Origin of the sequence: Nocardioides donggukensis (assembly GCF_014842875.1) — a bacterium.
Lineage (GTDB): Bacteria > Actinomycetota > Actinomycetes > Propionibacteriales > Nocardioidaceae > Nocardioides > Nocardioides donggukensis.
Window position 1 is genome coordinate 137,262 of the sequence record NZ_JACYXZ010000005.1, and the last position, 26,050, is coordinate 163,311.

The 26,050-nt window shown below is 73.3% G+C and carries 24 protein-coding genes; 15 read left to right on the forward strand and 9 right to left on the reverse strand.

The window, feature by feature from the left end:
• Positions 1-10 precede the first annotated feature (10 nt).
• From IE331_RS15875 to IE331_RS15885, 3 genes are read right to left on the reverse strand one after another with little or no spacing between them, the layout of a single operon-like run.
• Positions 11-1,054 (reverse strand): sigma-70 family RNA polymerase sigma factor, encoded by a 1,044-nt coding sequence (locus tag IE331_RS15875; protein WP_318646840.1) that lies wholly within the window; start codon positions 1,052-1,054, stop codon positions 11-13.
• Between the two features lie 2 nt (positions 1,055-1,056).
• Entirely contained in the window at positions 1,057-2,628 is a 1,572-nt protein-coding gene (locus IE331_RS15880) for a glycerol-3-phosphate dehydrogenase/oxidase (RefSeq protein ID WP_192144442.1), read from the reverse strand.
• Positions 2,625-3,284, reverse strand: a complete 660-nt coding sequence (locus IE331_RS15885; RefSeq protein ID WP_192144443.1) for a TetR/AcrR family transcriptional regulator — start codon at positions 3,282-3,284, stop codon at positions 2,625-2,627. The genes IE331_RS15880 and IE331_RS15885 overlap by 4 nt, the downstream gene beginning before the upstream one ends.
• A gap of 17 nt (positions 3,285-3,301) precedes the next feature.
• On the opposite strand from IE331_RS15885, the gene IE331_RS15890 reads away from it, so the two are divergent.
• The 7 genes from IE331_RS15890 to IE331_RS15920 all read left to right on the forward strand — a co-directional run bounded on the left by IE331_RS15890 (position 3,302) and on the right by IE331_RS15920 (position 9,963).
• A complete protein-coding gene (locus tag IE331_RS15890; protein WP_201931853.1) occupies positions 3,302-4,879 on the forward strand; it encodes an FAD-binding oxidoreductase in 1,578 nt (525 codons plus the stop codon).
• Positions 4,876-5,772, forward strand: coding sequence for a diacylglycerol/lipid kinase family protein (locus IE331_RS15895; RefSeq protein ID WP_192144444.1), 897 nt, complete (start codon positions 4,876-4,878; stop codon positions 5,770-5,772). Before IE331_RS15890 ends, IE331_RS15895 begins: the two co-directional genes overlap by 4 nt.
• A 140-nt stretch (positions 5,773-5,912) precedes the next feature.
• On the forward strand, positions 5,913-7,019 hold the full coding sequence (mtlA, locus tag IE331_RS15900) for a mannitol-specific PTS transporter subunit IIC (RefSeq protein WP_192144445.1): 1,107 nt from the start codon (positions 5,913-5,915) through the stop codon (positions 7,017-7,019).
• Between the two features lie 31 nt (positions 7,020-7,050).
• Complete coding sequence (locus IE331_RS15905) at positions 7,051-7,359, forward strand: PTS lactose transporter subunit IIB (protein ID WP_192144446.1); 309 nt, start codon at positions 7,051-7,053, stop codon at positions 7,357-7,359.
• Position 7,360: 1 nt separating this feature from the next.
• Entirely contained in the window at positions 7,361-7,804 is a 444-nt protein-coding gene (locus tag IE331_RS15910) for a PTS sugar transporter subunit IIA (RefSeq protein ID WP_201931854.1), read from the forward strand.
• 4 nt (positions 7,805-7,808) lie between these two features.
• The gene (locus tag IE331_RS15915) at positions 7,809-8,867 is read left to right on the forward strand and encodes a zinc-dependent dehydrogenase (RefSeq protein ID WP_192144448.1); all 1,059 of its coding nucleotides are present in this window, start codon (positions 7,809-7,811) and stop codon (positions 8,865-8,867) included.
• A 217-nt stretch (positions 8,868-9,084) separates the two neighbouring features.
• Entirely contained in the window at positions 9,085-9,963 is an 879-nt protein-coding gene (locus IE331_RS15920; RefSeq protein ID WP_192144449.1) for a sulfotransferase family protein, read from the forward strand.
• 19 nt (positions 9,964-9,982) lie between these two features.
• Here the strand turns inward: IE331_RS15920 and IE331_RS15925 are convergent, their stop codons facing one another.
• Genes IE331_RS15925 through IE331_RS15935 form a run of 3 tightly spaced genes read right to left on the reverse strand, consistent with a single transcriptional unit; the run spans position 9,983 to position 13,334 of the window.
• Positions 9,983-12,004, reverse strand: a complete 2,022-nt coding sequence (locus IE331_RS15925; RefSeq protein ID WP_192144450.1) for an NADPH-dependent 2,4-dienoyl-CoA reductase — start codon at positions 12,002-12,004, stop codon at positions 9,983-9,985.
• Positions 12,001-12,540 (reverse strand): PadR family transcriptional regulator, encoded by a 540-nt coding sequence (locus IE331_RS15930; RefSeq protein ID WP_192144451.1) that lies wholly within the window; start codon positions 12,538-12,540, stop codon positions 12,001-12,003. Before IE331_RS15930 ends, IE331_RS15925 begins: the two co-directional genes overlap by 4 nt.
• Positions 12,541-12,593: 53 nt before the next feature.
• Positions 12,594-13,334 (reverse strand): VOC family protein, encoded by a 741-nt coding sequence (locus IE331_RS15935; protein WP_192144452.1) that lies wholly within the window; start codon positions 13,332-13,334, stop codon positions 12,594-12,596.
• Positions 13,335-13,394: 60 nt separating this feature from the next.
• Between IE331_RS15935 and IE331_RS15940 the strand changes: the two genes are divergently transcribed.
• Positions 13,395-14,624 (forward strand): CaiB/BaiF CoA transferase family protein, encoded by a 1,230-nt coding sequence (locus IE331_RS15940; RefSeq protein WP_192144453.1) that lies wholly within the window; start codon positions 13,395-13,397, stop codon positions 14,622-14,624.
• On the forward strand, positions 14,621-15,352 hold the full coding sequence (locus tag IE331_RS15945; protein WP_192144454.1) for a glutamine amidotransferase: 732 nt from the start codon (positions 14,621-14,623) through the stop codon (positions 15,350-15,352). Before IE331_RS15940 ends, IE331_RS15945 begins: the two co-directional genes overlap by 4 nt.
• A 13-nt stretch (positions 15,353-15,365) precedes the next feature.
• Here the strand turns inward: IE331_RS15945 and IE331_RS15950 are convergent, their stop codons facing one another.
• The 3 genes from IE331_RS15950 to IE331_RS15960 form a co-directional block, all read right to left on the reverse strand.
• Positions 15,366-16,808: a lytic transglycosylase domain-containing protein gene (locus IE331_RS15950; protein ID WP_192144455.1), complete on the reverse strand. Its 1,443-nt coding sequence runs from the start codon at positions 16,806-16,808 to the stop codon at positions 15,366-15,368.
• A 164-nt stretch (positions 16,809-16,972) separates the two neighbouring features.
• Entirely contained in the window at positions 16,973-17,965 is a 993-nt protein-coding gene (locus tag IE331_RS15955) for an SGNH/GDSL hydrolase family protein (RefSeq protein ID WP_192144456.1), read from the reverse strand.
• Between the two features lie 9 nt (positions 17,966-17,974).
• Entirely contained in the window at positions 17,975-19,177 is a 1,203-nt protein-coding gene (locus IE331_RS15960; RefSeq protein WP_192144457.1) for a helix-turn-helix domain-containing protein, read from the reverse strand.
• 94 nt (positions 19,178-19,271) lie between these two features.
• Here IE331_RS15960 and IE331_RS15965 point away from each other — a divergent pair, with 94 nt between their 5' ends.
• The 6 genes from IE331_RS15965 (at position 19,272) to IE331_RS15990 (ending at position 26,047) form a co-directional block, all read left to right on the forward strand.
• Positions 19,272-20,414 carry a ferredoxin reductase gene (locus tag IE331_RS15965; protein WP_192144458.1) on the forward strand — a complete coding sequence of 381 codons (1,143 nt, stop codon included), beginning with the start codon at positions 19,272-19,274 and terminating at the stop codon, positions 20,412-20,414.
• Between the two features lie 105 nt (positions 20,415-20,519).
• Entirely contained in the window at positions 20,520-21,734 is a 1,215-nt protein-coding gene (locus IE331_RS15970; protein WP_192144459.1) for a fatty acid desaturase family protein, read from the forward strand.
• A gap of 235 nt (positions 21,735-21,969) precedes the next feature.
• Positions 21,970-23,481, forward strand: a complete 1,512-nt coding sequence (locus IE331_RS15975) for a DEAD/DEAH box helicase (protein WP_192144460.1) — start codon at positions 21,970-21,972, stop codon at positions 23,479-23,481.
• 94 nt (positions 23,482-23,575) lie between these two features.
• The gene (locus IE331_RS15980; RefSeq protein WP_192144461.1) at positions 23,576-25,021 is read left to right on the forward strand and encodes a flavin-containing monooxygenase; all 1,446 of its coding nucleotides are present in this window, start codon (positions 23,576-23,578) and stop codon (positions 25,019-25,021) included.
• Between the two features lie 74 nt (positions 25,022-25,095).
• Positions 25,096-25,290 (forward strand): CsbD family protein, encoded by a 195-nt coding sequence (locus IE331_RS15985; RefSeq protein ID WP_192144462.1) that lies wholly within the window; start codon positions 25,096-25,098, stop codon positions 25,288-25,290.
• A gap of 46 nt (positions 25,291-25,336) precedes the next feature.
• Positions 25,337-26,047, forward strand: a complete 711-nt coding sequence (locus IE331_RS15990) for a CPBP family intramembrane glutamic endopeptidase (protein WP_192144463.1) — start codon at positions 25,337-25,339, stop codon at positions 26,045-26,047.
• Positions 26,048-26,050: the final 3 nt, after the last annotated feature.

Sequence of the window (26,050 nt, forward strand, 5' to 3'; positions counted from 1 at the left end):
ACCCCAGTAGTCACGGCGCCTTATGGTCGAGTCGATCGGGCAGCCCGAAGGTGGCGAAGAGCTCCGGGTCGAAGAACGCCGCGACCCGGGCCACCCGGTCCCCGTCGAGCTCGAGCACCTGGAGCTGGAAGGGGAGGAAGCCGCCGTCGGACCCGGGCTGGCGCATGTAGAGGCCGAACGCCGGCTGGCCGTTGGCGGTGGTGGCCACCATCGGCATGTCGTGGACGCCGCCCGGGCACTGGACGTCGATCAGGCGGCCGATGTTCTCGGCGCCGCGGTACCACCCCGTGAACGGCGGCATCTCCCAGACGGCCTCGGAGGTGAGGAGGCCGACGATCTCCGCGATGTCCTTGCGCCAGAACGCGTCGACGTACCTCTCCAGGAGCTGGCGCTGGCCCGTGCTCAGCCGATCCGCGGGGGAGCCCTCGGTGAGGTCGGCACGGGCCATCTGTGCGTGCGCGCGCTGGAGGGCCGAGTTGACCGCCGCCGGGGTCGTGTCCAACGTCTCCGCGACCTCCCTGGCCGACCACCGGAGGACGTCGCGCAGGATCAGCACGGCGCGCTGCCGGGCCGGCAGGTGCTGCAGGGCGGCGATGAACGCCAGCCGGATCGTGTCCCGTTCGGCGACGAGGACCGCGGCGTCCGGGACCGGCTCGAGCCAGGGCACCTCGGCGTCCCACTCCAGCTCGTCGCCGGCCGAGCTGTCGGCGGTGCCGAGTCCGGTGGGCAGCGGGCGGCGGGCCCGGCCCTCGAGGTTCGTCAGGCAGACGTTGGTGGCGATCCGGTGCAGCCAGGTGCGCACCGAGGACCGGCCCTCGAAGCCGTGGAAGGCGCGCCAGGCGCGCAGGTAGGTCTCCTGGACCAGGTCCTCGGCCTCGTGGAAGGAGCCGGTCATGCGGTAGCAGTGCGCCAGCAGCTCCCGACGGTAGCCATGGGTCGCCTGCTCGAAGTCGGTCTCCTGCGCGGTGGTCGTCATGACGACATTCTGTCGCTCTTCCACGCCCTGTCGAGGGTCCCGTCGTGCCTGGTCGGGCTGGTCGGGCCTGGCCGGCACACCTAGTCGGCGTGGACGAGGGCGAGGGCGCGCTCGGCCAGCGGACGCGCCAGCTCCCGGTCGGCCGACACCAGACCGACCCGGGTGCGCCGGTCGAGCAGGTCGTCCACGTCGAGGGCCCCCTCGTGGGTGACCCCGAACACCAGGTCGGCCAGGGTCACCGGCAGGTGCGGGGCGGCCGGTGCGAGCAGCTCCGCCTCCGACAGCCCGGTGACCGCCCGGGCGTCGTCGAGCACGTACGCCGCCTCGGTGCCGTAGCGACGCACCAGGTGCGACGGCTGCTCGAGCCGGGCCAGCTCGGCCCGGGGAGCGGCCCCCAGGAGGGGCAGGTCGCGGGTCCGGCACCGCCCGGCGCCCAGGCCGGTGGCGTCCACGGCGTCCTCGGCCATCCGGCGGTACGTCGTGAGCTTGCCGCCGACGACCGTCACCACCGGGCAGGGGCCGGTGCCGCTGGTCAGCACCGCGTGCTGACGGGAGAGGTCGGCGGTACCCCGACCCGGTCGGCCGCCGGGTCGGGTGCCGGGTCGGTCGTCTGGCCGGGCGTCCGGCCGGGCGACGTCGAGCAGCGGGCGCAGTCCGGCGTAGGCGCCGACCACGTCGCTGCGCCGCAGCGGCCGGTCGAACGCGGCGGCCACCACGTCCAGCAGGAAGCCGATCTCGGTCTCGGTGGGCTCCGGGACGTCGGGCACCGGCCCCGGGGCCGGCTCGTCGGTGAGCCCCACGAAGACCCGCCCGTCGGACTGCGGCAGCAGGAACACGAACCGGTTGGTCTCCCCGGGGACCGGCACCGTGACCGCCGCGGCCAGGCCCGGCAGCGTCCCGGCCCCCAGCACCAGGTGCGTCCCGCGGCTCGGCCGGAGCCGGACGTCGACCAGGTCGCCGGCCCAGACGCCGGTGGCGTTGACCACGGCCCGTGCGGTGACCGCGCGGGTCTCGCCGGTCAGCTCGTCGCGGAGGAGGGCGCCGGTGCCGGTGGTCTCGAGCACCCGGACCCGGGTCCGGACGCTGGCGCCCTCGGCGACGGCCGTCCGGGCCAGGCAGGTCACGAGCCGGGCGTCGTCCTCGAGCTGTCCGTCCCAGGACAGCAGGCCGCCACGCAGTCCGGCGTCACGCAGCCCGGGAGCGAGGGTCAGCACCTCGGCCCGCGAGATCCGGCGCGGCCGCGGCAGGGTGTCCACGTCGGTCCCCGCGACCCGGCGCAGCAGGTCCCCGGCGGCGAACCCGGCCCGGGCGATGCCGGCCTGGGGTCGGCTCACGCTGGACATCAGCGGCAGGAGCATCGGCATCGCCCGGGTCAGGTGCGGGGCGGTGGTCTCCATGAGGATCCCTCGCTCGACCGCGCTCTCCCGGGCCACTCCGACCTGCATCCGGGCGAGGTACCGCAGACCGCCGTGCACCAGCTTGGAGGACCAGCGGGAGGTGCCGAAGGCGACGTCGTGGGCGTCGACGGCCACGACGTGCAGTCCGCGGGCGGCAGCGTCGAGCGCGACACCGGCGCCGGTGACGCCCAGCCCCACGACGAGGACGTCGGTGTGGTCCGGCAGCCCGGCCAGGCCGTGCCCCAGGCGGGTCACGGCGCCAGCGCCCGGGTCAGCAGCCGGCCCAGCTCGGCGTCGAGGTCGGCCAGGCTGACGTCGTCGTCGACCATCGTGTGGGCCGAGATGACGAACCCGTGGGCGGCGAGCAGCACTGACCGGGCGAGGGCGGCGGGGTCGCCCGCACGGATCCCGCCCTCCGCCTGGCCGGCCCGGATCAGGGGCTCGGCGAGGGCGAGGATCGCCTCCTGGGAGCGACCCCGGCGGGAGAGCAGGTAGGGCAGGATCAGCTCGGGGTCGAGCTCGACGATCCGCACGAACAGCTCGTTGGCCCGCAGCGCCTGCACCGTCCCGACGACGGCCTCGGCGAGCGCCGCGGCCGGCCCGCCCGGCTCGCTGGTCCCGGTGGCCCCGCTGGTCCCGGTGACGCCCGCGCCCCCGGCGACGGCCGAGCCGTCCGGCGAGGGGTCCGGCGGCAGCGCGGCGGCGACCACTCCGTGCCACTCACGGGTCATCAGGTCGCCCAGCAGCTGGGGCATGTCCGACCAGGTGCGGTAGATCGTCATCCGGCTCACGCCGGCCCGCCGGGCGACCTCGGTGAGCGTGGTCCGGCGCCAGCCGACGTCGAGGATGCACTCGCGGGCCGCGTCCAGGTAGCCGTCCCGTGGACTCTGCTTGTGACGAAGTGACGACATGTGTCACACTGTAACACATGACCACCGAGATGCACCCCACCCGCTGGGGCGACCCGGCCCAGGCCGGACCGCTGCCCTCCGCCACCAGGGAGCTCGTCGAGCTCGCGTTCGGCGTCCACGACACGACGGTCGCCGAGGGTGCCGCCCTCCCGGCGCCCGGCCTGGCCGAGTCGGTCCTGGCCGACCTGCGCGCCGTCCTCGGAGACGAGCACGTGCGCACCGACGACGAGTCCCGTCGGCTGCGCACCCGCGGCAAGTCGACGCCGGACCTGCTCCGGGCCCGGGCCGGTGACCTCACCGACGCCCCCGACGCGGTCGTGCGTCCCGGTGACCACGACGACGTCGTCGCCCTCCTGGAGGTCGCGGTCCGGCACCACGTCGCCGTCGTCCCGTTCGGCGGCGGCACCTCGGTGACCGGCGGCCTCGTGGCCCGCCGCGAGGGGTACGCCGGCGTGGTCAGCCTCGACCTCGGGCGACTCACCGCCGTGCGCGAGATCGACGAGGTCTCGATGACCGCGGTGCTCGAGCCCGGGCTGCGCGGGCCGGAGGCCGAGGCCCGGCTGGCCGAGCACCGGCTGACGCTGGGCCACTACCCGCAGTCGTTTGAGTTCGCGACGATCGGCGGCTTCGCCGCGACCCGGTCCAGCGGGCAGTCGAGTGCCGGCTACGGGCGCTTCGACGCCCTGGTGGTGGGCCTCACCGTCGCCACGCCGCAGGGGACCTGGGAGCTCGGCACCTCGCCCGCCAACGCGGCCGGACCGGACCTGCGCCAGCTGGTGCTGGGCTCGGAGGGCGCGTTCGGCGTGATCACCGCGGTCCGGGTCCGGGTCCGCCGGCTCCCCGCCGAGCGGGTCTACGAGGGCTGGCAGTTCGGCTCGTTCGCCGCCGGGACGGAGGCGATCCGCACGCTGGCCCAGGCCGGAGCCCGGTCCGGGCTGATGCCCACCGTGCTCCGGCTCTCGGACGAGAGCGAGACCGCCCTCAACCTCGCCAGCCAGTCCGACGTCGGGGGTGCCGCCGCGGACGGCGGGTGCCTGATGATCGTCGGCCACGAGGGTGCCGACGTCGCGGACCGTCGGGCGGCGGTGACGGCCGCGCTCGAGGCGGCCGGCGGCACCCCGCTGGGAGAGGAGCGCGGGGCCGCCTGGGAGCAGGGCCGGTTCCACGCGCCGTACCTGCGGGACTCGATGCTCGACGTCGGGGTGACCGTGGAGACCCTCGAGACGGCGACGTTCTGGTCGCGGGTGCCGCAGGTCTACGCCGCGGTGCGGCAGGCGTTGGCCGGCACGCTGGGGGAGAGGGCGATCGTGCTCTGCCACGTTTCACACGTCTACGAGACCGGCTGCTCGCTCTACTTCACCGTCGCCGTCCCGGGCGGGGACGACCCGGTCGAGCAGTGGCGGTCCGCCAAGTCGGCCGCGACCGAGGCGATGGTGGCGGCCGGCGCGACGATCACCCACCACCACGCCGTCGGCACCGACCACCGGCCCTGGCTGGAGCGGGAGATCGGCCCGCTCGGCGTCCGGGTGCTGCGCGCGGTCAAGGACGAGCTGGACCCGACCGGCGTGCTCAACCCGGGGGTGCTGGTCCCGTGACCCGCGACTACTCGTTCCTGGTCAACCCGCTCTCCGGCGGGGGCGCCGCCCCGGGGGCGGTGGTCCCGGTCGCGCGACGGCTGCGGGAGGCCGGCGCCGCCGTCGAGGTCACCTACTCGCCCGGCCCGCGGGCCACGCTCGACCTGGTCCGGGCGGCGGTCGGGCGCGGCGAGGTCGTGGTCTCGGTCGGTGGCGACGGGATGCTGTCCTCGGTCGCGGGCGAGGTGGCCCGCCTCGGCGGGACCCTCGGCATCGTGCCGGCCGGTCGCGGCAACGACTTCGCCCGGATGCTGGGCCTGCCCGACGACCCGGACGAGGTGGCCCGACTGCTCCTGGAGGCGCCTCCGCGCCCGGTCGACCTGCTCGCGGTGCGGGGGCCGGACGGTGCCGATCGGGTCGTGGCCGGGTCGGTGTACGCCGGCGTCGACGCCCGCGCCAGCCGGCTGGTCGACCGGGCCCGCTGGCTGCCCCGGCGCCTGCAGTACCCGTACGCCGCCGTGCGGTCCCTGGCGACCTACCGGCCGGCCCATCTCGAGGTCGCGGTGGACGGGACCGTGGGCACGTTCCGGGCCGCGACGGTCGTGGTCGCCAACTCCGGCTACTACGGCTCGGGCATGCACATCGCCCCGGGCGCCTCCCTCGACGACGGGGTCCTGGACGTGGTGGTCATCGAGGCCGCGGGCCGGCTGGACCTGATCCGCTCGCTGCCCACGGTCTACGACGGCGGGCACGTCGCCCTGCCCGGGGTGCACGTCCTGCGCGGCCGCCTGGTGGAGGTGCGCTCGCTGGCCGGCCCGGTGCCGGTGGGTGGCGACGGCGAGTCGCTGGGCGAGTTGCGCGCCGGTCCGCTCACCGCCCGGGTGCTGCCTGAGGCACTGGCGGTGCTGGCCTGACCCCAGTGTTGCCCGTTTAGTTGGTATTTTCTTCGCTGTAACCCTTGACCCCACATAAAACCAAGTGTTACAACAGAGATACAGATCACCTGTGAGCCGAGCCACAGTGGACGTATCGAACGGAGAAACAAGCCATGGCCATGCCTGACGCAACACAGAACAAGAACCTTGAAGGCGGTGGGGTGCGCGCACGAGTCCAGCGATTCGGCGGCTACCTGGCCGGCATGATCATGCCCAACATCGGCGCCTTCATCGCCTGGGGTCTGATCACCGCGCTGTTCATCCCCACCGGGTGGATCCCCAACGAGAAGATGGCCGAGCTGGTCGGCCCGATGATCACGTTCCTGCTCCCGCTGCTGATCGGCTACACCGGTGGCCGGATGGTGCACGGGCAGCGCGGTGCGGTGATCGGCGCGATCGCGACGATGGGTGTCATCGTCGGCTCCGAGGTGCCGATGTTCCTCGGCGCGATGCTGATGGGCCCGCTCGCGGCGTACCTCCTGAAGCTCCTCGACGAAGCCATCCAGGACAAGGTCCCCAGCGGCTTCGAGATGCTGATCGACAACTTCTCGCTCGGCATCCTCGGCGGCGGCCTGGCCCTGCTCGGGCGCCAGGTCATCGGCCCGGTCGTCCAGGAGATCGTCAACTGGCTCGGCAGTGGCGTCGACACCCTGGTCGAGAACAACGTGCTCCCGCTCGCGTCGATCTTCGTCGAGCCGGCGAAGGTGCTGTTCCTCAACAACGCGATCAACCAGGGCGTGCTGACCCCGCTGGGTGCGGCCGACGTGACCGACGCCGGCCAGTCGATCCTGTTCATGGTGGAGACCAACCCCGGCCCCGGCCTGGGCATCCTGCTCGCCTACCTGTTCTTCGGTCCGCGGGTCATGCGCCCGACCGTCCCCGGCGCGCTGATCATCCACTTCCTCGGCGGCATCCACGAGATCTACTTCCCCTACGTGCTGATGAAGCCGCGCCTGATCCTGGCCGCCATCGCCGGCGGCATGTCCGGCCTGCTCACCGCCACCATCCTCAACGCCGGCCTGGTCTCGGTGCCCTCGCCCGGCAGCATCTTCGCCTACCTCGCGGTCACGCCCAAGGGCGGCTACTTCGCGGTGCTGGCGGCGATCACGGTCGCGACGCTGGTCTCCTTCGCGGTGGCCTCCGCCCTCCTGGGCTTCGGTCGCGGCGAGAAGGAGGAGACCGACAAGCCGGTCCGCCCGGAGGACAATGTCATCGTCGGCACCTGACCGACGTCACCGCAACCGAAGGAGAAGCGCGATGCCCACGATCAACGGCTCGGACGTACGCAAGGTGGTGATCGCCTGTGACGCCGGCATGGGAAGCAGCGTCATGGTCGCCACCACGATGAAGAAGAAGCTCAAGAAGTACGACGTCGACGTGGTGCACACGCCTGTCAACGAGATCCCCGGCGACAGCCAGGTGGTGCTGTGCCACTCGGGCCTCGCGGCCCGGGCGGCCGGCATCGCGCCGAACGCCGTGATCGTCCCGTTCCAGGTGTTCATGGGCGACCCGGCCTTCGCCAAGGTCGAGAGCGCCATCAAGCAGGGCGAGACCCTTGAGTCCTGAGGTGGCCGACGTCCTGTCGCGGGACGCGGTCCGCCTCGGCCTCACGGCCACCGACCAGGCGGACGCGCTCCGTCAGTGCGGTGCGGTGCTCGTGGAGATCGGTGCGGCGTCACAGGGGTACGCCGACGCGATCCTCGAGCGTGAGGCCGGCGTCTCGACGTACATGGGCGAGGGGGTGGCGATCCCGCACGGCACCGATGCCAGCCGGGAGCACATCAGCCGCCCCGCGATCGCGGTCCTGCAGTTCCCGGACGGTGTGGACTGGAAGGGCAAGGACTGCCGGCTGTGCATCGCGATCGCGTCGCGATCGGACGAGCACATCGGCATCCTGCAGTCGCTGGCCATGGTGCTCAGCGACAAGGCCAAGGCGCAGCAGCTGCGCGAGACCGATGACATCGACACCGTGCTGGCGCTGCTTGCGCCCACGGACGACGAGGAGGACTGATCCCGTGAAGGCACTGCGCTTCTACGCCCCCGAGGACCTGCGTGTGGAGGACGTGCCCGAGCCCGAGTGCGGCCCGGACGAGGTCAAGCTCAGGGTGCGCAACTGCTCCACCTGCGGCACCGACGTGAAGATCTTCTACAACGGCCACCAGAACCTCTCCCCGCCACGCACCATCGGCCACGAGATCGCCGGTGAGGTGGTCGAGGTCGGGGCCGACGTGCAGGCGACGTACGGCGGCGACTGGCAGGTCGGAGACCGGGCCCAGGTCATCGCGGCGGTGCCGTGCGGGGACTGCCACGAGTGCCGCAAGGGCTGGATGGCGGTCTGCCAGAACCAGACCTCCGTCGGCTACCAGTACGACGGCGGCTTCGCGGAGTACATGATCGTGCCCCGCGAGGTGCTCAAGGTGGACGGGCTGAACCGGATCCCCGAGAACGTCGGCTACGACGAGGCGTCGGCCGCCGAGCCGTTCGCCTGTGCGATCAACGCGCAGGAGCTGATGGGCATCGAGGAGGGCGACACCGTCGTCGTCTTCGGCGCCGGGCCGATCGGCTGCATGCACATCCGCATCGCGCGGGGCGTGCACAAGGTCGGGCCGGTCTACCTGGTCGACGTCAACGCGGAGCGGTTGCAGATGTCCGCTGACGCGGTGTCGCCGGACGAGACCATCAACGGCGCCGAGGTGGATGTCGTGGAGAAGGTGATGGAGCTGACCGGAGGTCGCGGCGCCGACGTCATCATCACCGCGACCGCCGCCAACGTCACCCAGGAGCAGGCGATCGCGATGGCGGCGCGCAACGGCCGGATCTCGTTCTTCGGCGGGCTGCCCAAGAACGACCCGACGATCACGTGCGACTCCAACGTCGTGCACTACCGCCAGCTGCACATCCACGGCGCGAACGGCTCGGCGCCGGAGCACAACAAGCGGGCGCTGGAGTACATCTCCAGCGGCCAGGTGCCGGTCAAGGACCTGATCACCGAGCGGATCCCGCTCGACCGGGTCCTCGACGCCTTCGACATCGTCAAGAAGGGCGAGGCGATCAAGGTGACCGTCGAGCCCTGAGGGCCGGCTCGGCTCCCGGGCCCACGGGCCCGGGAGCCGCCGCCACCCCGCGGTGCTCGGGTAGCATCGCGCGGGTGCCACATCGTGAGGGCCCCCGGTGAGCGGGGCACGACCAGACAGCGATCCGACGACCGGGGCCGGTCGGCGGATCGTCTTCATTCTCGGCTCCGGACGCAGCGGCACCAGCGCCATGGCGTGCACACTCCAGACGCTCGGCATGCACGTCCCGCAACCCGAGGTGCCCGCCGACGAGACCAACCCGAAGGGGTTCGGGGAGTCGCAGTGGGTCGTGGACCTGCACGCCCGTCTGCTGCGCCGGTCCAACGTCCGGGTGGCCGACGGTCGCCCCCAGGCCTGGGCGGACACCGCCCGGGTCTGCGCCGACGAGTCGGTGGCCGAGGAGGTCCTCGGGTGGCTCCAGGAGCAGTTCGCCGACGACCGTCACGAGGTGGTGCTCAAGGACCCCCGCCTGGCCTGGTTCCTCGGGCTCTGGCACGGGGTCGCCGAGCGCAGCGGGGCCGCCTCCTCCCACGTGATCATGCTGCGCCCGCCGCCCGAGGTGGTCGGGAGCAAGCAGCGCTACTACGCCGCGCACGTCGGTGAGACCAGCCGGATCGCGTCGTGGGCCAACCAGATGCTGCACGCCGAGCTGGCGACCCGGGGCACCGACCGCGCGTTCATCGGCTACCACGAGCTGCTCGACGACTGGAGCACTCCGGTCGACCGGCTCGGGGAGCGCTTCGGCCTCGACGCCGTCCGCCGGGCGACGTCGCGGGACCGCGCCCGCGTCGACGAGCTGATCGACCCCGGCCTGCGCCGGGTCACGATCACCTGGGACTCGCTGGACATCCCGAAGCCGCTGCAGGCGGTGACCGAGGAGGCCTGGCACCAGCTCTCCCGCCTCGCCACGCCCGGTCTCGACAACCCGGAGACGCACGCCGCGCTCGACGAGGTGCGGCGGGAGTACGTCCGGCTCTACGAGGAAGCGGAGGCCCTCGCCCAGTCGAGCATCGGCGCCGCCCAGCGGCGCAGGCGCAAGGGAAAGGGCCGTGGTCAGGGCAAGGGCAAGGGCCGAGGCAAGGGCAAGGGCGACTGAGCCGAGACCGGGCGGACCCTCAGAGGGCCGCCACGGTGCGGGTCCCCTGCTCGATCGCCCGCTTCGCGTCCAGCTCCGCGGCGACGTCGGCCCCGCCGATGAGGTGCAGGCCCTCGTCGCGGTGCGCGGCCAGGTCGTCGTACAGCCCGCGCACGGAGTCCTGGCCGGCGCACACCACGACGTGGTCGACCTCGAGCAGCCGCTGGGTGCGGGTGCCGTCGGCCTCGGCCACCGAGATCAGCAGACCCTCGTCGGTGACCCGCTCGTAGGTCACCCCGGTGACCATCGCGACCCCGGAGTCCTTGAGCACCGCCCGGTGCGCCCAGCCGGAGGTCTTGGCCAGGCCCTTGCCGATCGCGGTGGTCTTGCGCTGGAGCAGGTGCACCTCGCGGGCAGGGGTGCGCGGCTTCTTCTCCGTCACCCCGCCCGGGTGCACCGCGTTGTCGCCGACTCCCCAGTGCTGGAGCCAGTCCTCCTGGGTGTCGGCCGGGTCGTGGGCGAGGAAGTGGCTGACGTCGACGCCGATGCCGCCCGCGCCGACCACCGCCACGCGTCGGCCGACCTCGACGGCGCCCGAGAGCACGTCGGCGTAGGAGACCACCGTCGGGTGGCTGATGCCGGGCAGCTCGGGGATCCGCGGGGCGACCCCGGTGGCGACCACCACCTCGTCGAACTCCGCCAGCAGGTCGGGGGTGGCGCGCGTGGAGAGGCGGACGTCGACTCCGAGCACGTCGAGCCGCCGCCGGTAGTAGCGCAGCGTCTCGGCGAAGTCCTCCTTGCCGGGGACCTGCATGGCGAGCCGGAACTGTCCCCCGAGCTCGGCGTCCTGCTCGAACAGGGTGGTCGCGAAGCCCCGCTCGGCGGCCGAGACCGCGGCGGAGAGTCCGGCGGGGCCGGCGCCGACGACCGCCACCGTGCGCCGGGTTCGCGTCGGCGACAGCACCAGGGTGGTCTCCCGGCCGGCCCGCGGGTTGACGAGGCAGCTGGCCTTCCGGTTGGCGAACGTGTGGTCCAGGCAGGCCTGGTTGCAGGCGATGCAGGTGTTGATCTCGTCGGAGCGACCTGTGGCCGCCTTGTTGACCAGGTCCGGGTCGGCCAGGAACGGCCGGGCCATCGAGACCAGGTCGGCGGAGCCCTCGGCGATGATCGACTCGGCCATCTCCGGCGAGTTGATCCGGTTCGAGGCGCACACCGGCACCGACACGGCCTGCTTCAGGCGGGCGGTCCACGGCACCCAGGTGCCCTGCGGGACCTGGGTGATGATCGTCGGCACCCGGGCCTCGTGCCAGCCGATGCCGGTGTTGAAGGCGGTGACGCCGGCCTCCTCGAGCCGGTGCGCCAGCTCGACCGTCTCCTCCCAGGTCTGGCCGCCGTCGACCAGGTCGAGCAGCGAGATCCGGTAGACGATCGGGAAGTCGGGGCCGACCAGCTCGCGGGTCCGGCGCAGGATCTCGACCGGGAACCGCATGCGGCGCTCGGCGCTGCCGCCCCACGCGTCGGTCCGGTCGTTGGTGCGGGCGGCGAGGAACTGGTTGATCAGGTAGCCCTCGGAGCCCATGATCTCGACCGCGTCGTAGCCGGCCTTGCGGGCCAGCGACACCGACCGCGCGAAGTCGGTGATCGTGGACTCGACGCCCTTGCCGGACAGGGGCTTCGGCGTGAACGGGGTGATCGGCGACTTGAGGCCCGAGGCGCCCACGCTGAACGGCGTGTAGCCGTACCGCCCGGCATGGAGCACCTGCAGCGCGACGGCGCCGCCCTGCTCGTGCACGGCGTCGGTGACCTGACGGTGCCGCATGGCGTGCAGCCGGGTGCTCATCTCCGAGGCGAACGGCTTGAGCCAGCCGCGCTTGTTCGGCGAGTAGCCACCGGTGACGATGAGCCCCGCGCCGCCGGCCGCCCGCTCGGCGAGGAACGCCGCCAGCTTGGGCAGGTCGCGGACGGTGTCCTCGAGACCGGTGTGCATCGAGCCCATCACCACCCGGTTGCGCAGGGTGAGGTCGCCGAGGGTGATCGGCTCGAGCAGGTGCGGGAAGGTCATCGGTTCTCCTCGTGGGCGGTGAGGTACTCGGTCAGCCAGTCGATCCAGAAGTGCTCGAGGCGCTGGCCGCCCCGGAGCACGAGGTACAGGTCGAGCTCCCGGCCACGGAGGCCGGCCGGCTCGGGGAAGTCACGCTCGGCCAGCCGGTCGTAGTGCGCCAGCCGGGTGCGGTGGTCGGCGAGGCGCTCGCGGGCCTGGTCCAGGACGGCCGCGCGGTCGCCGTACGACGCGCCCCGGAACTTCACCATCACCTCCGAGCGCAGCGGGTCCGGTGCCGTCGGTGCGGCCAGCCAGCGCTCGAGCTCGGCCCGGCCCGGGTCGGCCACCTCGTAGACCTTCTTGGCCGGACGGCCCTGCTGGGCGACGACGGTGCAGGTCACCCAGCCGTCGGTCTCCATGCGGCCGAGGACGCGGTAGATCTGCTGGTGCGAGGCGGTCCAGAAGTAGCCGATCGAGGCGTCGAAGCGCCGGGTCAGCTCGAGCCCGGACGCGGGTCGCTCGCTGAGCGAGACCAGCAACGCGTGCTCGAGTGCCATGCGGCCATGGTGGCGGGCTATGCAACGAGTTGCAACCTAGTGTGGCCGGGGTCTCACCGACCCTGGGGCCGGGCGGGAAGCACGCAGAGCTCGTTGCCGGACGGGTCGGCGTGGACCCGCCAGGGCAGGTCGCCCCACGCGGGGTGGAGCTCGCGGCCACCGCGCCCGGCGATGCCGTCCGCGACGGCGTCGGGGTCGTCACCGGCCTCGAGCCGGATGTCGAGGTGCAGCCGGTTCTTCTCCGTCGCCTTGGGGCCCTGCTCGGGCAGGAGCTCGAGGAGCGGGCCGCGCCGGGACGGGTGGCGCAGCGAGCGACCCGCGAGCCCGGCCACGTCGGTCCAGCCGCTCAGCCAGGACCAGAACTCCGCGTCCCGGTCCGGGTCCGCGGAGTCGAGCGGGAGGGCCGCGACCGGGCCGGTGTCGGCGTAGGTCTCCCGGTCCTCCATGACGCAGCAGGGGTTGCCCTCGGGGTCGGCCAGCACGACCCAGGGCACCTCGCCCTGCCCGATGTCGAGGTGCCGGGCGCCCAACCCGACCAGCCGCTCGACCACCTCCTCCTGGCGGGTCCCGCCGGCGAGATCCAGGTGCAGCCGCGGCGACGCCGCCCGCGGGTCCGGCGGCGGGTCGGGGATCCGCTGGAAGCACAGGTCGAGGATCGGCCCGCCGGGGACGGCGAGCCGGGTCTCGAAGCCGTGCGGCTCGTCGGCCAGCCGCTCGCCGCCGAGCGCGGTCTCCCAGAACCGGCCCAGCCGCTGCGGCTCGACGGCGTCGATGACGACGTTCTCGAGGTACATGCACCCACCGTAGGCCGCGGGCGCCGCGCGCGTCCGGGGTCGCCCTGCCAGAATCCCGGCATGGGCAACGCATCCGGCCAGACCGAACCCGGCCAGACCGACACCGGACATCCCGCACCCGGCGACCCCGAACCCCGCATCGAGCTCGGGCAGGGGACCGGACCGCTACGTGGGGTCAAGGTGGTCGAGATCGCCGGCATCGGCCCCGGCCCCCACGCCTGCATGATCCTGGCCGACCTCGGGGCCGACGTGATCCGGATCGAGCGCCCCGGCGGCCAGCCCCTCACCGGTGGGGCGCACGACCTGCTGAACCGGGGCCGGCCCAGCGTCGCCCTGGACCTCAAGGACCCGGCCGCGGTGGCCACCGTGCTGGAGCTGGCGGCCGGCGCGGACGTCTTCGTCGAGGGCATGCGTCCCGGCGTCGCGGAGCGGCTGGGGATCGGGCCGGACGAGGCGCTGGCCCGGAACCCGCGGCTGGTCTACGGGCGGATGACCGGCTGGGGGCAGACCGGTCCGCTCGCCCCCGTGGCCGGGCACGACATGAACTACATCGCCGTCGCCGGGGCCCTGCACGGGCTGGGTCAGGACCCGGCCCGGCCCTCCTTCCCGAGCAACCTGGTGGGGGACTTCGGCGGCGGGTCCACCTACCTGGTCATGGGGATCCTCGCGGCGCTGCTCGAGAGCCGTGGCAGCGGTGCCGGGCAGGTGGTCGACGCCGCGATCGTCGACGGCACCGCACACCTCAACGTCATGACCGCGGCCTTCCTCGCCGGAGGAGCGCACCGGGAGCGGCGGGCGGCGAACCTGCTGGACGGCGGGGCGCCCTTCTACGACGTCTACGAGACCTCCGACGGGCGGCACATGTCGGTCGGCGCCCTGGAGCCGCAGTTCTACGAGCTGTTCCTCGACCTGCTCGGCGTCCGCGACCGGGCGCCGGACCGCAACGACCCCACGACGTACGACGAGCTCCGGTCGGTGATCGCGTCCGCGTTCGCGACCCGCACCCAGGCGGAGTGGGTGGAGGTGTTCGAGGGGACCGATGCCTGCGTGGCCGGCATCCTGCCGCTGAGCGAGGCGATGGACCACCCGCACCTGGCGGCCCGTGAGGTGTTCGTCGACCACGCGGGGATCCGCCAGCCGGCGCCCGCGCCGCGGTTCTCCCGGACCGGCCCCTCGCTCACGCTGCCGCCGGCCGCCCGGCCCGGCACCCACACCCGGGCCGCGCTCCGGGCGTGGGGGATCGCGGACGTGGAGGGGCTCGTCGCCTCCGGTGCGGCGGTGCAGGTGTGAGGCCCTTCCTCTTCCTCGGCACCCGCGGCGAGGACGACGTCGCCGACGGCGAGTACGACGCGGTGCGGGCCTTCAGCGGTCTGACCGAGGTCGAGCTGCGCCGGCACCGGCTCGAGGCCGACCCGCTCCCGGACCTCGACCTGGCCGAGCTCTCCGGCATCGTGCTGGGCGGTGGCCCCTTCAACGTGAGCGACCCGGAGTCGACGAAGACCCCGGTCCAGCGCCGGGTCGAGGCCGACCTGCGGCAGCTGGCCGAGCGGGTGGTCGAGGCGGACTTCCCCTTCCTCGGCGCCTGCTACGGCATCGGGACGCTGGGGACGCTCGCCGGCGGCACGGTCGACCGTGAGTACGGCGAGCCGATCGGCGCGCTGCCCGTGACGCTGACCGAGGCGGGGCTGGCCGACCCGCTCCTGGGGGTGCTGCCCGAGACCTTCCAGGCGTTCCTGGGTCACAAGGAGGCGGTCCGCCGGCTGCCGCGGGGCGCGGTGCTGCTGGCGTCGTCGCGGACCTGCCCCGTGCAGGCCTTCCGGCTGGGCCAGAACGTCTACGCCACCCAGTTCCACCCCGAGCTGGACGTCGCGGCGCTGTGCGCCCGGATCGAGGCCTACCGCGACCACGGCTACTTCGCGCCGCACGAGAAGGACGACCTGCTCCGCGCCGCGCGGGCCGCGGTGGTCACCGAGCCGCCGCGGCTCCTGGCCCGGTTCGTCCAGCGCTACGCCCGCTGACCGGTCCGGCGCCTCAGTCCGAGGTCGTGTCGCCGGAGGTCTGGGTCGACCGGTCGGCGGCGTCCGCGTCGTCGCACGCGGGCGCCCCGGTCTCCTCGGACCCGGTCTCCTCGGACCCGGTCTCCTCGGACCCGGTCCCGCCGGACTCCTCCGACCCGCTCGACTCCGGGTCGGCGGTCTCGGCGTCGGTGCCGGACGCCTCGCCCTCGCCCGCGGTCGCGCCCTCCGAGCCGCACGTCGTGTCGCCGGTCGAGGTCTCCTCCGCCGGGGGCTCCTCGGGCGTCCCGGTCTCGTCGCCGGGCTCGCCGGTCGGCTCCTCCGTGGGCCCGTCCGTCGGCCCGTCCGTGGGCTCTTCGGTCGGCTCCTCCGTCGGCCCGTCCGTGGGCTCTTCAGTCGGCTCCTCCGTCGGCCCCGGGTCGGCGTCCTTCGGGGGCTCGGAGCCGATCACGGTCGGCTTCGGCTTCTTCGTGCCCCCGGTCGAGGGCGCCGGTGCGATGCTCGCCCGGACGTCGTCGTCCTTGCCCCTGCCGCTGGTCGTGGACGGGCCGCCCGGAGCGCGCCCGCCGGGGGCACCGACCCGCGCCCGGACCGGACCGGAGGCGGTCAGGACGTCGGGCAGCGGCACCGCGCCGACCGTCACCGGGAGCGCCTCCCGCGCCCGCAGCGAGATGCTGCCGGGGGTGGCGGAGTACCGGTCGAACAGGCCGAGCACCACCCGGACGTAGGCGTGGCTGCGGTTGTAGCGCAACAGGGCGGCCCGCTGGCCGGCGTCGGTCCCGAGGTTGTCCTCGCCCACGCATAGGTAGACCCCGGCGGCCAGGGCGGCGTCGTCGATGTCCTGGGGGTTGCGGCGGCCGTCGCCGTCGGCGTCGACCCCGACCTCGCGCCAGGTGCCGGGGATGAACTGCATCGGCCCGACCGCCCGCTCGAACCTGCGGTCCCCGTCCAGGGCACCGGCGTCGGTGTCGGGCAGCCGGGCGAAGCCGCCTCGGCCGTCCAGCCGGGGCCCGAGCACGGCGGGTCGGGCGACACCGGAGGCGGTGAGCCTGCTGCCGGCGTACCGCCCGTGGTCGGACTCGACCCGACCGATCGCCGCCAGCAGCTCCCAGTCCAGGTTGCAGGACGGGTCGGTCGCGCGCATGACCGCCTCGGCGCGCTGGTACGCCGCCAGCGCGACGTCCGGGATCGCGGCGGTGGAGGCGGTGCTGACGGTGGCCGCGACCGGAGCGCTCCTCGTCCCGCGGTCGGGGTGGCGTGGCGGGGCGGTGCGACTGGCGGGGTCGTCGAGCGGGGCGTCGGGCAGCGTCGGCAGGGCCACGGGCGGCACCTCGGCCGTGGCGGCCGCCGGGGTGGCCCGGTCGGCCGCGAGCACCAAGGACGCGCCGGGCGAGGCGGCCGCGAGCGCCGTCAAGGGCGCGAGCGCGATCGACATCGCGACCTTCGTCCGCCGGGACATCTCTGCCTTCCCCGATGCTCCACGGCGCCCCCATGGCGCCTGCTCCATCGTCACACGCGGGCCCGGCCCGAGTCACTGGTCATCTCACCCCAGTTCGTCGCCCAGTTCCTCGCCCGCCATGTGCCTAGTCCGTCGCCCAGTCCGTCGCCCAGTCCGTCGCCCGGCTATGTGCTCAGTTCCTCGACGATCATCCGGGCCACGGTCTCCTGGTGCACCGGGAACGGGTGGTAGAGCTGCGCGTCGGTCGCGGGCACCTGGCCGTTCACCCACGGCTCGTCCCCGCAGATGTCGTGCCCGGCGCTGACCTCGGCCACGTCGATGAGGGTGACGTCGGCGGCCTCGGCGGCGTCCGCGACCGCCTCGTTCAGTCCGTCGGCGATCTTGTCGGCGTAGCGGTAGTCACGCCGGGCCAGGGGCAGCAGGTCGGGACAGGTGCCCCGCTCGGGGATGATCTCCGGGTAGCCGACCAGAAGGATCCGGGCGTCGGGCGAGCGCTCGCGGACGCCCTCGACGACACCGACCAGGCGGTCGGTGAGCTCGGGCAGCCGCATGGCCAGCCCGTCCTCACCTTCGGAGGTGCGCAGCGCCTTGCGGCACGGGGCGCCCTGGGGGTCCTCCCGCCGCAGCGTCGGGCAGTAGCCGATGAGCGTGCCGAACAGGTTGAAGTCGTTGCCGCCGAGCCCGATCGTGACCAGGTCGGTGCCCTCGGTGAGCGCGGAGAACTGCGGCGGCACCTGCCCGGTGATCGTGCGCTGCTCGGAGGTCATGTTCTGCGTGGTCGCCCCACCGCAGCTGCGGTCGACGAACTGCGCCGGCTCGACGGCGCCCGCCACGAGCGAGGGGTAGTTCGCCGAGGAGCGGAAGCAGCCCTCGCTGGCGTTGTCGACCGGAGGGATGTTCGGGCCGGCGGTGTAGGAGTCCCCGAGCGCGACGTACTGGCGCAGCTCGGGGACGTCGGTGGCCTCGGGCAGGGCGGCCGGAGGCGGCACGTAGGCGTCGTCCCCGTCGTCCTCGCTCTGGCCGGCCGCGGCGTCGGAGTCGCGCTGACCGCTGGGGCCGCTCGACTCGTCGGGTGGGCCGCAGGCCACGACCCCGAGCAGCAGGAGCACCAGGAGAAGGGTTCCGACGGGGACGGCGCGGGGCCGGCGTGGGCTCATGGCGCCAACCTACGTGGGGGGTCCGAGCGGGCCGGCCAGCGCGATCGTCGCCTCGAGCACGAAGCGCGGGTCCTCCAGCCGGTCGCCGTACGCCTCCCGGAGCTGACCGACCCGGTAGCGCACGGTCTGCGGGTGCACGAAGAGCTCCTCGGCGATGCCCTCGCGCCGCCCCTGGTGCAGCAGCCAGGACCGGAGCGTCTCGGTGAGCTTCTCCACCGTCGAGGGGCGCAGGTCGGCCAGCGGGGCCAGCACCCGCTCCCGCAGGTCGGCCAGCCCTCCGGGGTCGGCGCCGAGCACGATCTCGGCCAGGTGCTCCTCGGAGTCGACCAGCCCGGCCAGCCCCAGGGCCCGGCCGCGCAGGGCACGGTCGTGGGAGGTGGCCGCGTCCAGCCAGGGCACGGCGGGGCCGACGACCGCGGGCACGTCCTGGAGGGTGCGCAGCAGCCCGGCGCGTGCCGCCGGGGCGCCGGAGCCGGCCACCAGCAGCAGCGTCTCGCCCTCGACCACCTCGGGCAGGTCCTCGGTCGGCTGGAGCGTCCGCGGATCGATCTGCGTGAGCACGGTGCCGACCTGCGACTCGGGGAGCAGGACGGCGGTGAGCGTGGCCGGCGGGTCCCAGTCGGCGCGTTCGGCCGCCGCGACCACGGCGTCCGCCGGTGCGCGGTTCAGCAGCGCCCGGGCCAGCCGCTCGAGGTGTCGGGTGCGCACCCGGCCGCTGCTCTCGAGCTCGTCGGTGTGGCCGGCCGCGCTGGCCGCGGACAGCTCGTCGATGTAGGCGAAGACCAGCTCGGCGAACCGGGAGACCTGCTCGGCGGCCATGCCCTGCTCGACCACGGTGCGCGACATGTCCCGCCAGGAGACCCGGGCCCCGATCCGGTACGCCGCGAGCAGGGCCTCCATCGTGCGGCCGCTGCGGGCCTCGCCGCGACCGAGCCGGTAGGCGCCCTCCAGTGCCGGCGCGAGCGCGGGCGCGTCGATCGAGTGCCCGGGCCGGGAGGCCAGGTCCAGGAAGGTGCCCAGGGCGAGCTGGACGGCGCTGCGGATCGTCGCGCCCATCGAGCCGCTCAGGGCGTTCTCGTAGCTGGGCACCTCCTCGATGATCGCCAGCACCGTCCGGTCGGCCACCGCGGCCAGCTCGGCGCGCATCGCCTCGGCCACGGCGGGGGTGAGCTCGATCGACCCGGTCTCCGGGCGGGCGGCACGACGAGCCATGGCTTCCTCGCTTTGTTCGCTTCGAACAATAATGTCCGATTGATTCACATCCGACAGTCATGACTTTAGCGCCCGAGCCAGCGAGAGTGATGACATGGCCACCATTGAGACGCCACGAGCCCGCCCGGCGAGCACCCCTCGCCCGCGGCTCACCGACCGCCTGGTGCGGTTCGCCGAGGCAGCGACCACCCCCCTGCTGCCGGCCGACTACCTCGACCTGTTCCACCCGCTGCGCTCCGGTGCCAGCCTGCGCGGCCGGATCGAGGAGGTCCGCCCGGAGACCGCCGACGCGGCGACGATCGTGATCCGGCCCGGAGCCGACTGGGCCGGGCACGTGCCCGGGCAGTACGTCCGGGTCGGGATCGACGTCGACGGGGTCCGCCAGTGGCGTGCCTACTCGCTGACCCACGGCCCGCGCGCCGACGGCCGGATCTCGATCACCGTCAAGGCGGTCCCGGACGGGACGGTCAGCCACCACCTGGTCCGCAGCGCCCGGGCGGGGACGCTGGTGCACCTGGAGCAGGCGGCCGGCGAGTTCGTGCTGCCGCCCGAGGGTGGGCCGCTGCTGTTCGTCACCGCCGGGTCCGGGGTCACCCCCGTGATCGGCATGCTGCGCAACCTGTTCCCGGTCGTCGACGACGGGGTGCTGCGCCTGCCCCGCAGCGCCGGCCACGACATCGTTGTCGTCCACGTCGCGCCCAGCGAGCCGGACTCGATCTTCCTCGACGACCTGCGAGCACTGGACGCCGCCGGAGCCGTGCGGCTGGTCGCGCGCTACGACGACGTGCACGGCGTCCTCGACGTCGACGAGCTCGGCGAGCTGGTCCCGGACCTCGCGCAGCGGCGTACCTTCGCCTGCGGCCCGGCCGGGCTGCTCGAGGCCCTCGAGCGGCACCACGAGGCGGCCGGCCTGGAGCTGTTCACCGAGCAGTTCCGCAGCGCGCGGGTCGAGCCCGGCGACGGCGGCACCGTGAGCTTCACCCTCAACGGCACCACCGTCGAGGCCGACGGCGGCACCCCGATCCTCGACGCCGCCGAGGAGGCGGGCGTGCTCATGCCGAGCGGCTGCCGCATGGGCATCTGCTACGGCTGCGTGCTGCCGCTGCGCGAGGGCGCCGTGCGCGACCTGCGCACCGGCGAGGTCACCACCGCCAGCTCGCTGGAGTCCGACACCGGCGGCGTCCCGATCCAGACCTGCATCAACGCCGCCGCCGGCGCCTGCGACATCGACCACTGACCACCGGGTGGTTTCGAGACAGGCCGACCGCCTTCCTCGACCACCGGGCTCGACCACCGGGGGGCACGGCGCCTGCCCCGCCCACCGCACCACCAGGAGGAACCCATGACCACGATCCAGAAGAAGCCCGAGAACCCCATCGCCCACCTCACGCCCGAGGACATCGAGGCCATCGGCGTCGAGCTGGACGCGATCCGCCAGGAGATCGTCGACTCCCGCGGCGAGGCCGACGCGGCCTACATCCGCAAGGTGATCGACGTGCAGCGCAAGCTCGAGCTCGGCTCGCGCGCCGTGCTCCTCGCCAGCCTGTTCCCGCCCGCCTGGGTCGTCGGCACCGCCGGCCTGAGCGTGGCGAAGGTCCTCGAGAACATGGAGATCGGCCACAACATCCTGCACGGCCAGTGGGACTGGATGCGCGACCCGAAGATCCACTCCACGACCTGGGAGTGGGACATGGCCACCCCGTCGGAGCAGTGGAAGCACTCGCACAACGAGCTGCACCACACCTACACGAACGTCATCGGCAAGGACAACGACCTCGGCTACGGCATCATGCGGGTCGACGAGGACCAGACCTGGCACCCGTTCTACCTCGCCCAGCCGGTGTGGAACTTCATCAACGCCTGCTTCTTCGAGTACGGCATCGCGGCCTACGACCTCGAGCTCGGTGCGAACATCAAGCGCAAGCGGACCAAGGACCCGGAGTTCCAGAAGCGGGTCAAGGGCGTGCTGAAGAAGATCCGCCGCCAGGCCACCAAGGACTACCTCGTGCACCCGGCCCTGTCCGGCCCGTCGTTCCTGCCCACGCTTGCGGCGAACTTCACCGCCAACGTCGTGCGCAACCTGTGGTCGCACTCGATCATCATGTGCGGTCACTTCCCCGAGGGTGTGGAGACGTTCGAGAAGCGCTCGATCGACGGCGAGACCCGCGGCGAGTGGTACGTCCGGCAGATGCTCGGCTCGGCCAACATCTCCGGCGGCAAGGCGATGCACGTGATGTCGGGCAACCTGTCGCACCAGATCGAGCACCACCTGTTCCCGGACCTGCCGAGCAACCGGTACGCCGAGATCGCCCCGAAGGTGCGGGCGCTCTTCGAGAAGTACGACCTGAACTACCACACGGCGCCGTTCCCGCAGCAGGTCGCCAGTGCCTGGCACAAGGTGGTCCGGCTCTCGCTGCCCAACGGCTGGCTCGCGCAGACCACGCCACGCAACGCGCCGCAGCAGCTGGCCAAGCTGTACAAGATGACCACCGGGGGTCCCAAGGTGCGCCGGGCGATCGCCGCCCGCGACCGGCAGATGGCCGCCCGCGCGGCCTGATCCGCCCGGGGCGAGTGCTCAGGTGGCTGCCCCGGCAACCACCTGAGCACTCGTTCGATTAACGGTCGCCCCCGCGGAGGCCCTAGGATCAACCACGTCGACCCGCACAGTCTTGCCTCGGGTCGCCGGCGCCCGCCCTGCGGACGCGCCCCTCGCCTCCGGGCGGGGCAGGCACCAGTTCCCCGCCGCCGGCGGGATGCCTTGGTGAGACACACCAACGGATAGCGACCTCTCCTTGTCTTCCTCCTTCGCCGACCTCGGCGTGCCCACGAACCTCGCCGGCATCCTCGCCGGCCTCGACATCACCACCCCCACCCCGATCCAGGCGGCCACGCTGCCGGACTCGCTGGCCGGCCGGGACGTGCTCGGCCGCGGCCGCACCGGCTCCGGCAAGACCTACGCCTTCCTGCTGCCGCTGGTCGCCCGCCTCGACGCCGAGCGTCGTACGCCGCGGGCCACCGCGCCGCGGGCGCTGATCCTGGCCCCCACGCGTGAGCTGGTCGGTCAGATCGACGCCGCGCTTAAGCCGCTGGCGAAGGCGGCCGGGCTGTCCACGCAGACGATCTTCGGCGGCGTCGGCCAGAACCCGCAGGTCCGCGGGCTGCGCAACGGGGTCGACATCGTGCTGGCCTGCCCCGGCCGGCTCGAGGACCTCATCGGTCAGGGCCACTGCTCGCTGCGCGACGTCAGCGTCACCGTGCTCGACGAGGCCGACCACATGGCCGACCTCGGCTTCCTGCCCGCCGTCCGGCGGCTGCTCGACCAGACGCCGAAGGACGGCCAGCGGCTGCTCTTCTCCGCGACCCTGGACAAGGCCATCGACGTGCTGGTCAAGCGGTTCCTCAACCAGCCGGTCACCCACGAGGCGGACTCCGCCCAGTCGCCGGTGAGCACGATGAGCCACCACGTGCTGCACCTGGACCGCTCGCACCGGCTGCCGGTGCTGGTCGACCTGGCCAGCGCCCCCGGGCGGACGGTGGTCTTCACCCGCACCAAGCACGGTGCCAAGGCCCTGGCCCGCCAGCTCAACAAGTCCGGCGTCCCGTCGGTCGAGCTGCACGGCAACCTCAGCCAGAACGCCCGCACCCGCAACATGGACGCCTTCCACGCCGGCAAGGCCAGCACGCTGGTCGCCACCGACATCGCCGCCCGTGGCATCCACGTCGACGACGTCTCGCTGGTCGTGCACGCGGACCCGCCGGTCGAGCACAAGGCCTACCTGCACCGCTCCGGCAGGACCGCCCGCGCCGGCGCCGCCGGCACGGTGATCACGCTGATGACCGACGAGCAGGTGCGCGACGTCCGGTCGCTGACCCGGGCCGCCGGCATCAAGCCGACCACGACCCGGGTCTCCGGGGCCGACCACCCCGTGCTCACCGAGCTGGCCCCCGGCGACCGGGTGCTGGTCGCCGGCGGCCTCGCGCTGCCGACCCCGGCCGGCGACGCGCCGCGCGGGCAGGGCCAGCGGTCCTCCGGCGGCGGTGGCCGGTCCCGCGGACCCCGGCGTCGCTCCGGTGGTGGCGCCAACGGCTCCGGCGGGAACAGCGGCGGCGGCAGTGGTAACAGCAGGGGCAACGGGGGCTCCAACGGGGGCTCCCGCGGCCAGGGCTCCCGCAGCCAGTCCGGTGGCGGCCAGGGTGGCAGCGGGGCCGGCCGGTCCGGTGGCTCCCGCGGTCGCAGCGGCGGGCAGCGCTCCGGCGCGTCCGGCGGGTCGCACAGCGCGGCGAACTTCAGCCGAGGCCGCTGACCCGACCGGACCGGCCCTGATCGGCCCTGATCCGGGCGGTCCCGCGGCCCGGCCTGCCCTACCGCAACTGAACGTCGTTCATTAGGGTCGGGGGATGACCGAACACGTCGACGTCCTCATCGTGGGGGCGGGGCTCTCGGGCATCGGCGCCGCCTGCCAGCTCCGGCGTGAGCATCCCGGCAGGTCGGTGGCGATCCTCGAGTCCCGGGCCGCCAGCGGTGGCACCTGGGACCTGTTCCGCTACCCCGGCGTCCGCTCGGACTCCGACATGTTCACCCTCGGCTACCGGTTCAAGCCGTGGCTGGGAGAGAAGGCCCTGGCCGACGGGCCCTCGATCCTGGCCTATGTCCGTGAGGCGGCGCGCGAGCACGGGGTGGACCGGGAGATCCGCTACGGCCACACCGTCGTCGGCGCCGCCTGGGACTCCGGCGCAGCCCGCTGGACGGTCACCGCCGAGACCGGCGACGGGCCGCGCACCCTCACCTGCGGCTTCCTGTGGTCCTGCTCGGGTTACTACGACTACGACGAGGGCTACACGCCGCAGCTCCCCGGCATCGACGACTTCGCCGGCACGGTCGTCCACCCGCAGCACTGGCCGGAGGACCTCGACCACGCCGGCCGCAGGATCGTGGTCATCGGCTCCGGCGCCACGGCGGTCACGCTGGTGCCGGCGCTGGCCGACCAGGCGGAGCACGTGACGATGCTGCAGCGCTCCCCGACGTACATCGTCTCGCTGCCCAGCCGGGACGGGTTCGCCCTGCGGGCGCGGAGGCTGCTGCCCGAGCCGGCGGCGTACCGGGTGACCCGGTGGAAGAACGTGCTGATGGCGACCGGGATCTACCAGCTCTGCCAGCGCTTCCCCGGCGCGGCCCGGCGCGCGATCCGGTCGATGACCGAGAGGCAGCTTCCGGGCGTCGACGTCGGGACCCACTTCCGGCCGCGCTACGACCCGTGGGACCAGCGGCTGTGCCTGGTGCCCGACGGCGACCTGTTCCGCTCGCTCCGCGAGGGCAGCTCCTCGATCGTCACCGACACCATCGAGACGTTCACCGAGACCGGCGTGCGGGTCTCCTCGGGCGCGGAGCTCGCGGCGGACCTCGTGATCACCGCGACCGGGCTCAACCTCAAGCCGTTCGGCGGAGTCGAGCTGCTGGTCGACGGCGAGCCGGTGAGGTTGCCGGAGGCCATGGCCTACAAGGGGCTGATGCTCAGCGGGGTGCCGAACTTCGCCTACACGATCGGCTACACCAACGCCTCGTGGACGCTGAAGGCCGACCTGGTCGCGGAGTACGTCTGCCGGCTGCTGGCGCACCTCGACGAGACCGGGCAGACCACGGTCGTTCCGGTGCGGGACCCCGACGTGACACCGCAGCCGTTCCTCGACTTCACCGCCGGCTACGTGCTCCGCAAGCTCGACGAGCTGCCCCAGCAGGGGGACCGGGCACCGTGGCGGCTGCGGCAGAACTACCTGCGCGACGTCGGCCCGATCCGGCGCGGGGCGATCGAGGACGGGACGCTCGCCTTCAGCCGGGCCGGGTGACCCGCGACACGTCTCGGTTTCGGGACGGCGGCGCGGGGTACCGCCCGTCCGACGTCTACGAAAGGAATCCAGACATGGGTATCGGTGACAAGGCCAAGAACAAGGTGGAAGAGGCCGGCGGTCAGGCCAAGGAGTCGACCGGTCGCGCCACCGGCGACCGGGAGATGGAGGCCGAGGGTCGCGGCGACCAGTCCGAGGCCAAGGTCAAGCAGGCCGGGGAGAAGGTCAAGGACGCCGGCAAGAACCTGAAGGACGGCCTCACCCCCTAACCCAGCGCCGGATGCTGGTCATGGCCTGCCTCGTAGGCTCGGGCCCATGACCCGCCCGGTGATCGACCCCGCGCGGGCCTGGTTGCAACGGGCCCTGTGGGACGTCGTCCCCCGTGACCACCGGGCGTCGCCGCAAGACCTGCGGCGACGCCAGGTGGTCACGTTGCTGTTCGTGGCCGTCGGCGCCGTCGTCCTCGGACTCTCGCTGCGCATCGAGCCCGGCAGCGTCTGGTTCTACCCGGCCACGCTCGGGCTGGCCGCGGTCTGGACGGTCGGCGCCTTCGCCTCCGGTCCGCTGCACCTGGGCCGGATCCAGCACCGGACCGGTGCCCGTCGTCCGGTCGTCACCCCGGTGCTGGTCGGCCTCGGGCTGGCCGCGGTCTTCGGCGTCGGCGGGCTGGTGGTCCGTGAGATCCCGTGGCTGAGCGACTACGTCCGCAGCGTGCTCGACTACGCCGACCAGGGGTCGGTGCCGATCCTGGTCGGGATCACGCTGGTCAACGGCATCGCGGAGGAGCTCTTCTTCCGGGGCGCCGCCTATGCCGCGACCACCCGGCACCCGGTCCCGGTCACCACGGTCGCCTACGCGGTGGCGACCCTGGCGACGGGCAACGTGATGCTGGCCTTCGCCGCGGTCGTGCTCGGTCTGGTGGTCGGCCTGCAGCGGCGCGCGTCAGGCGGCATCCTGGCGCCGATCCTGACCCATGTCACCTGGTCGGTGTCGATGCTGTTCCTGCTGCCGCTGATCTTCGTCTGAGGG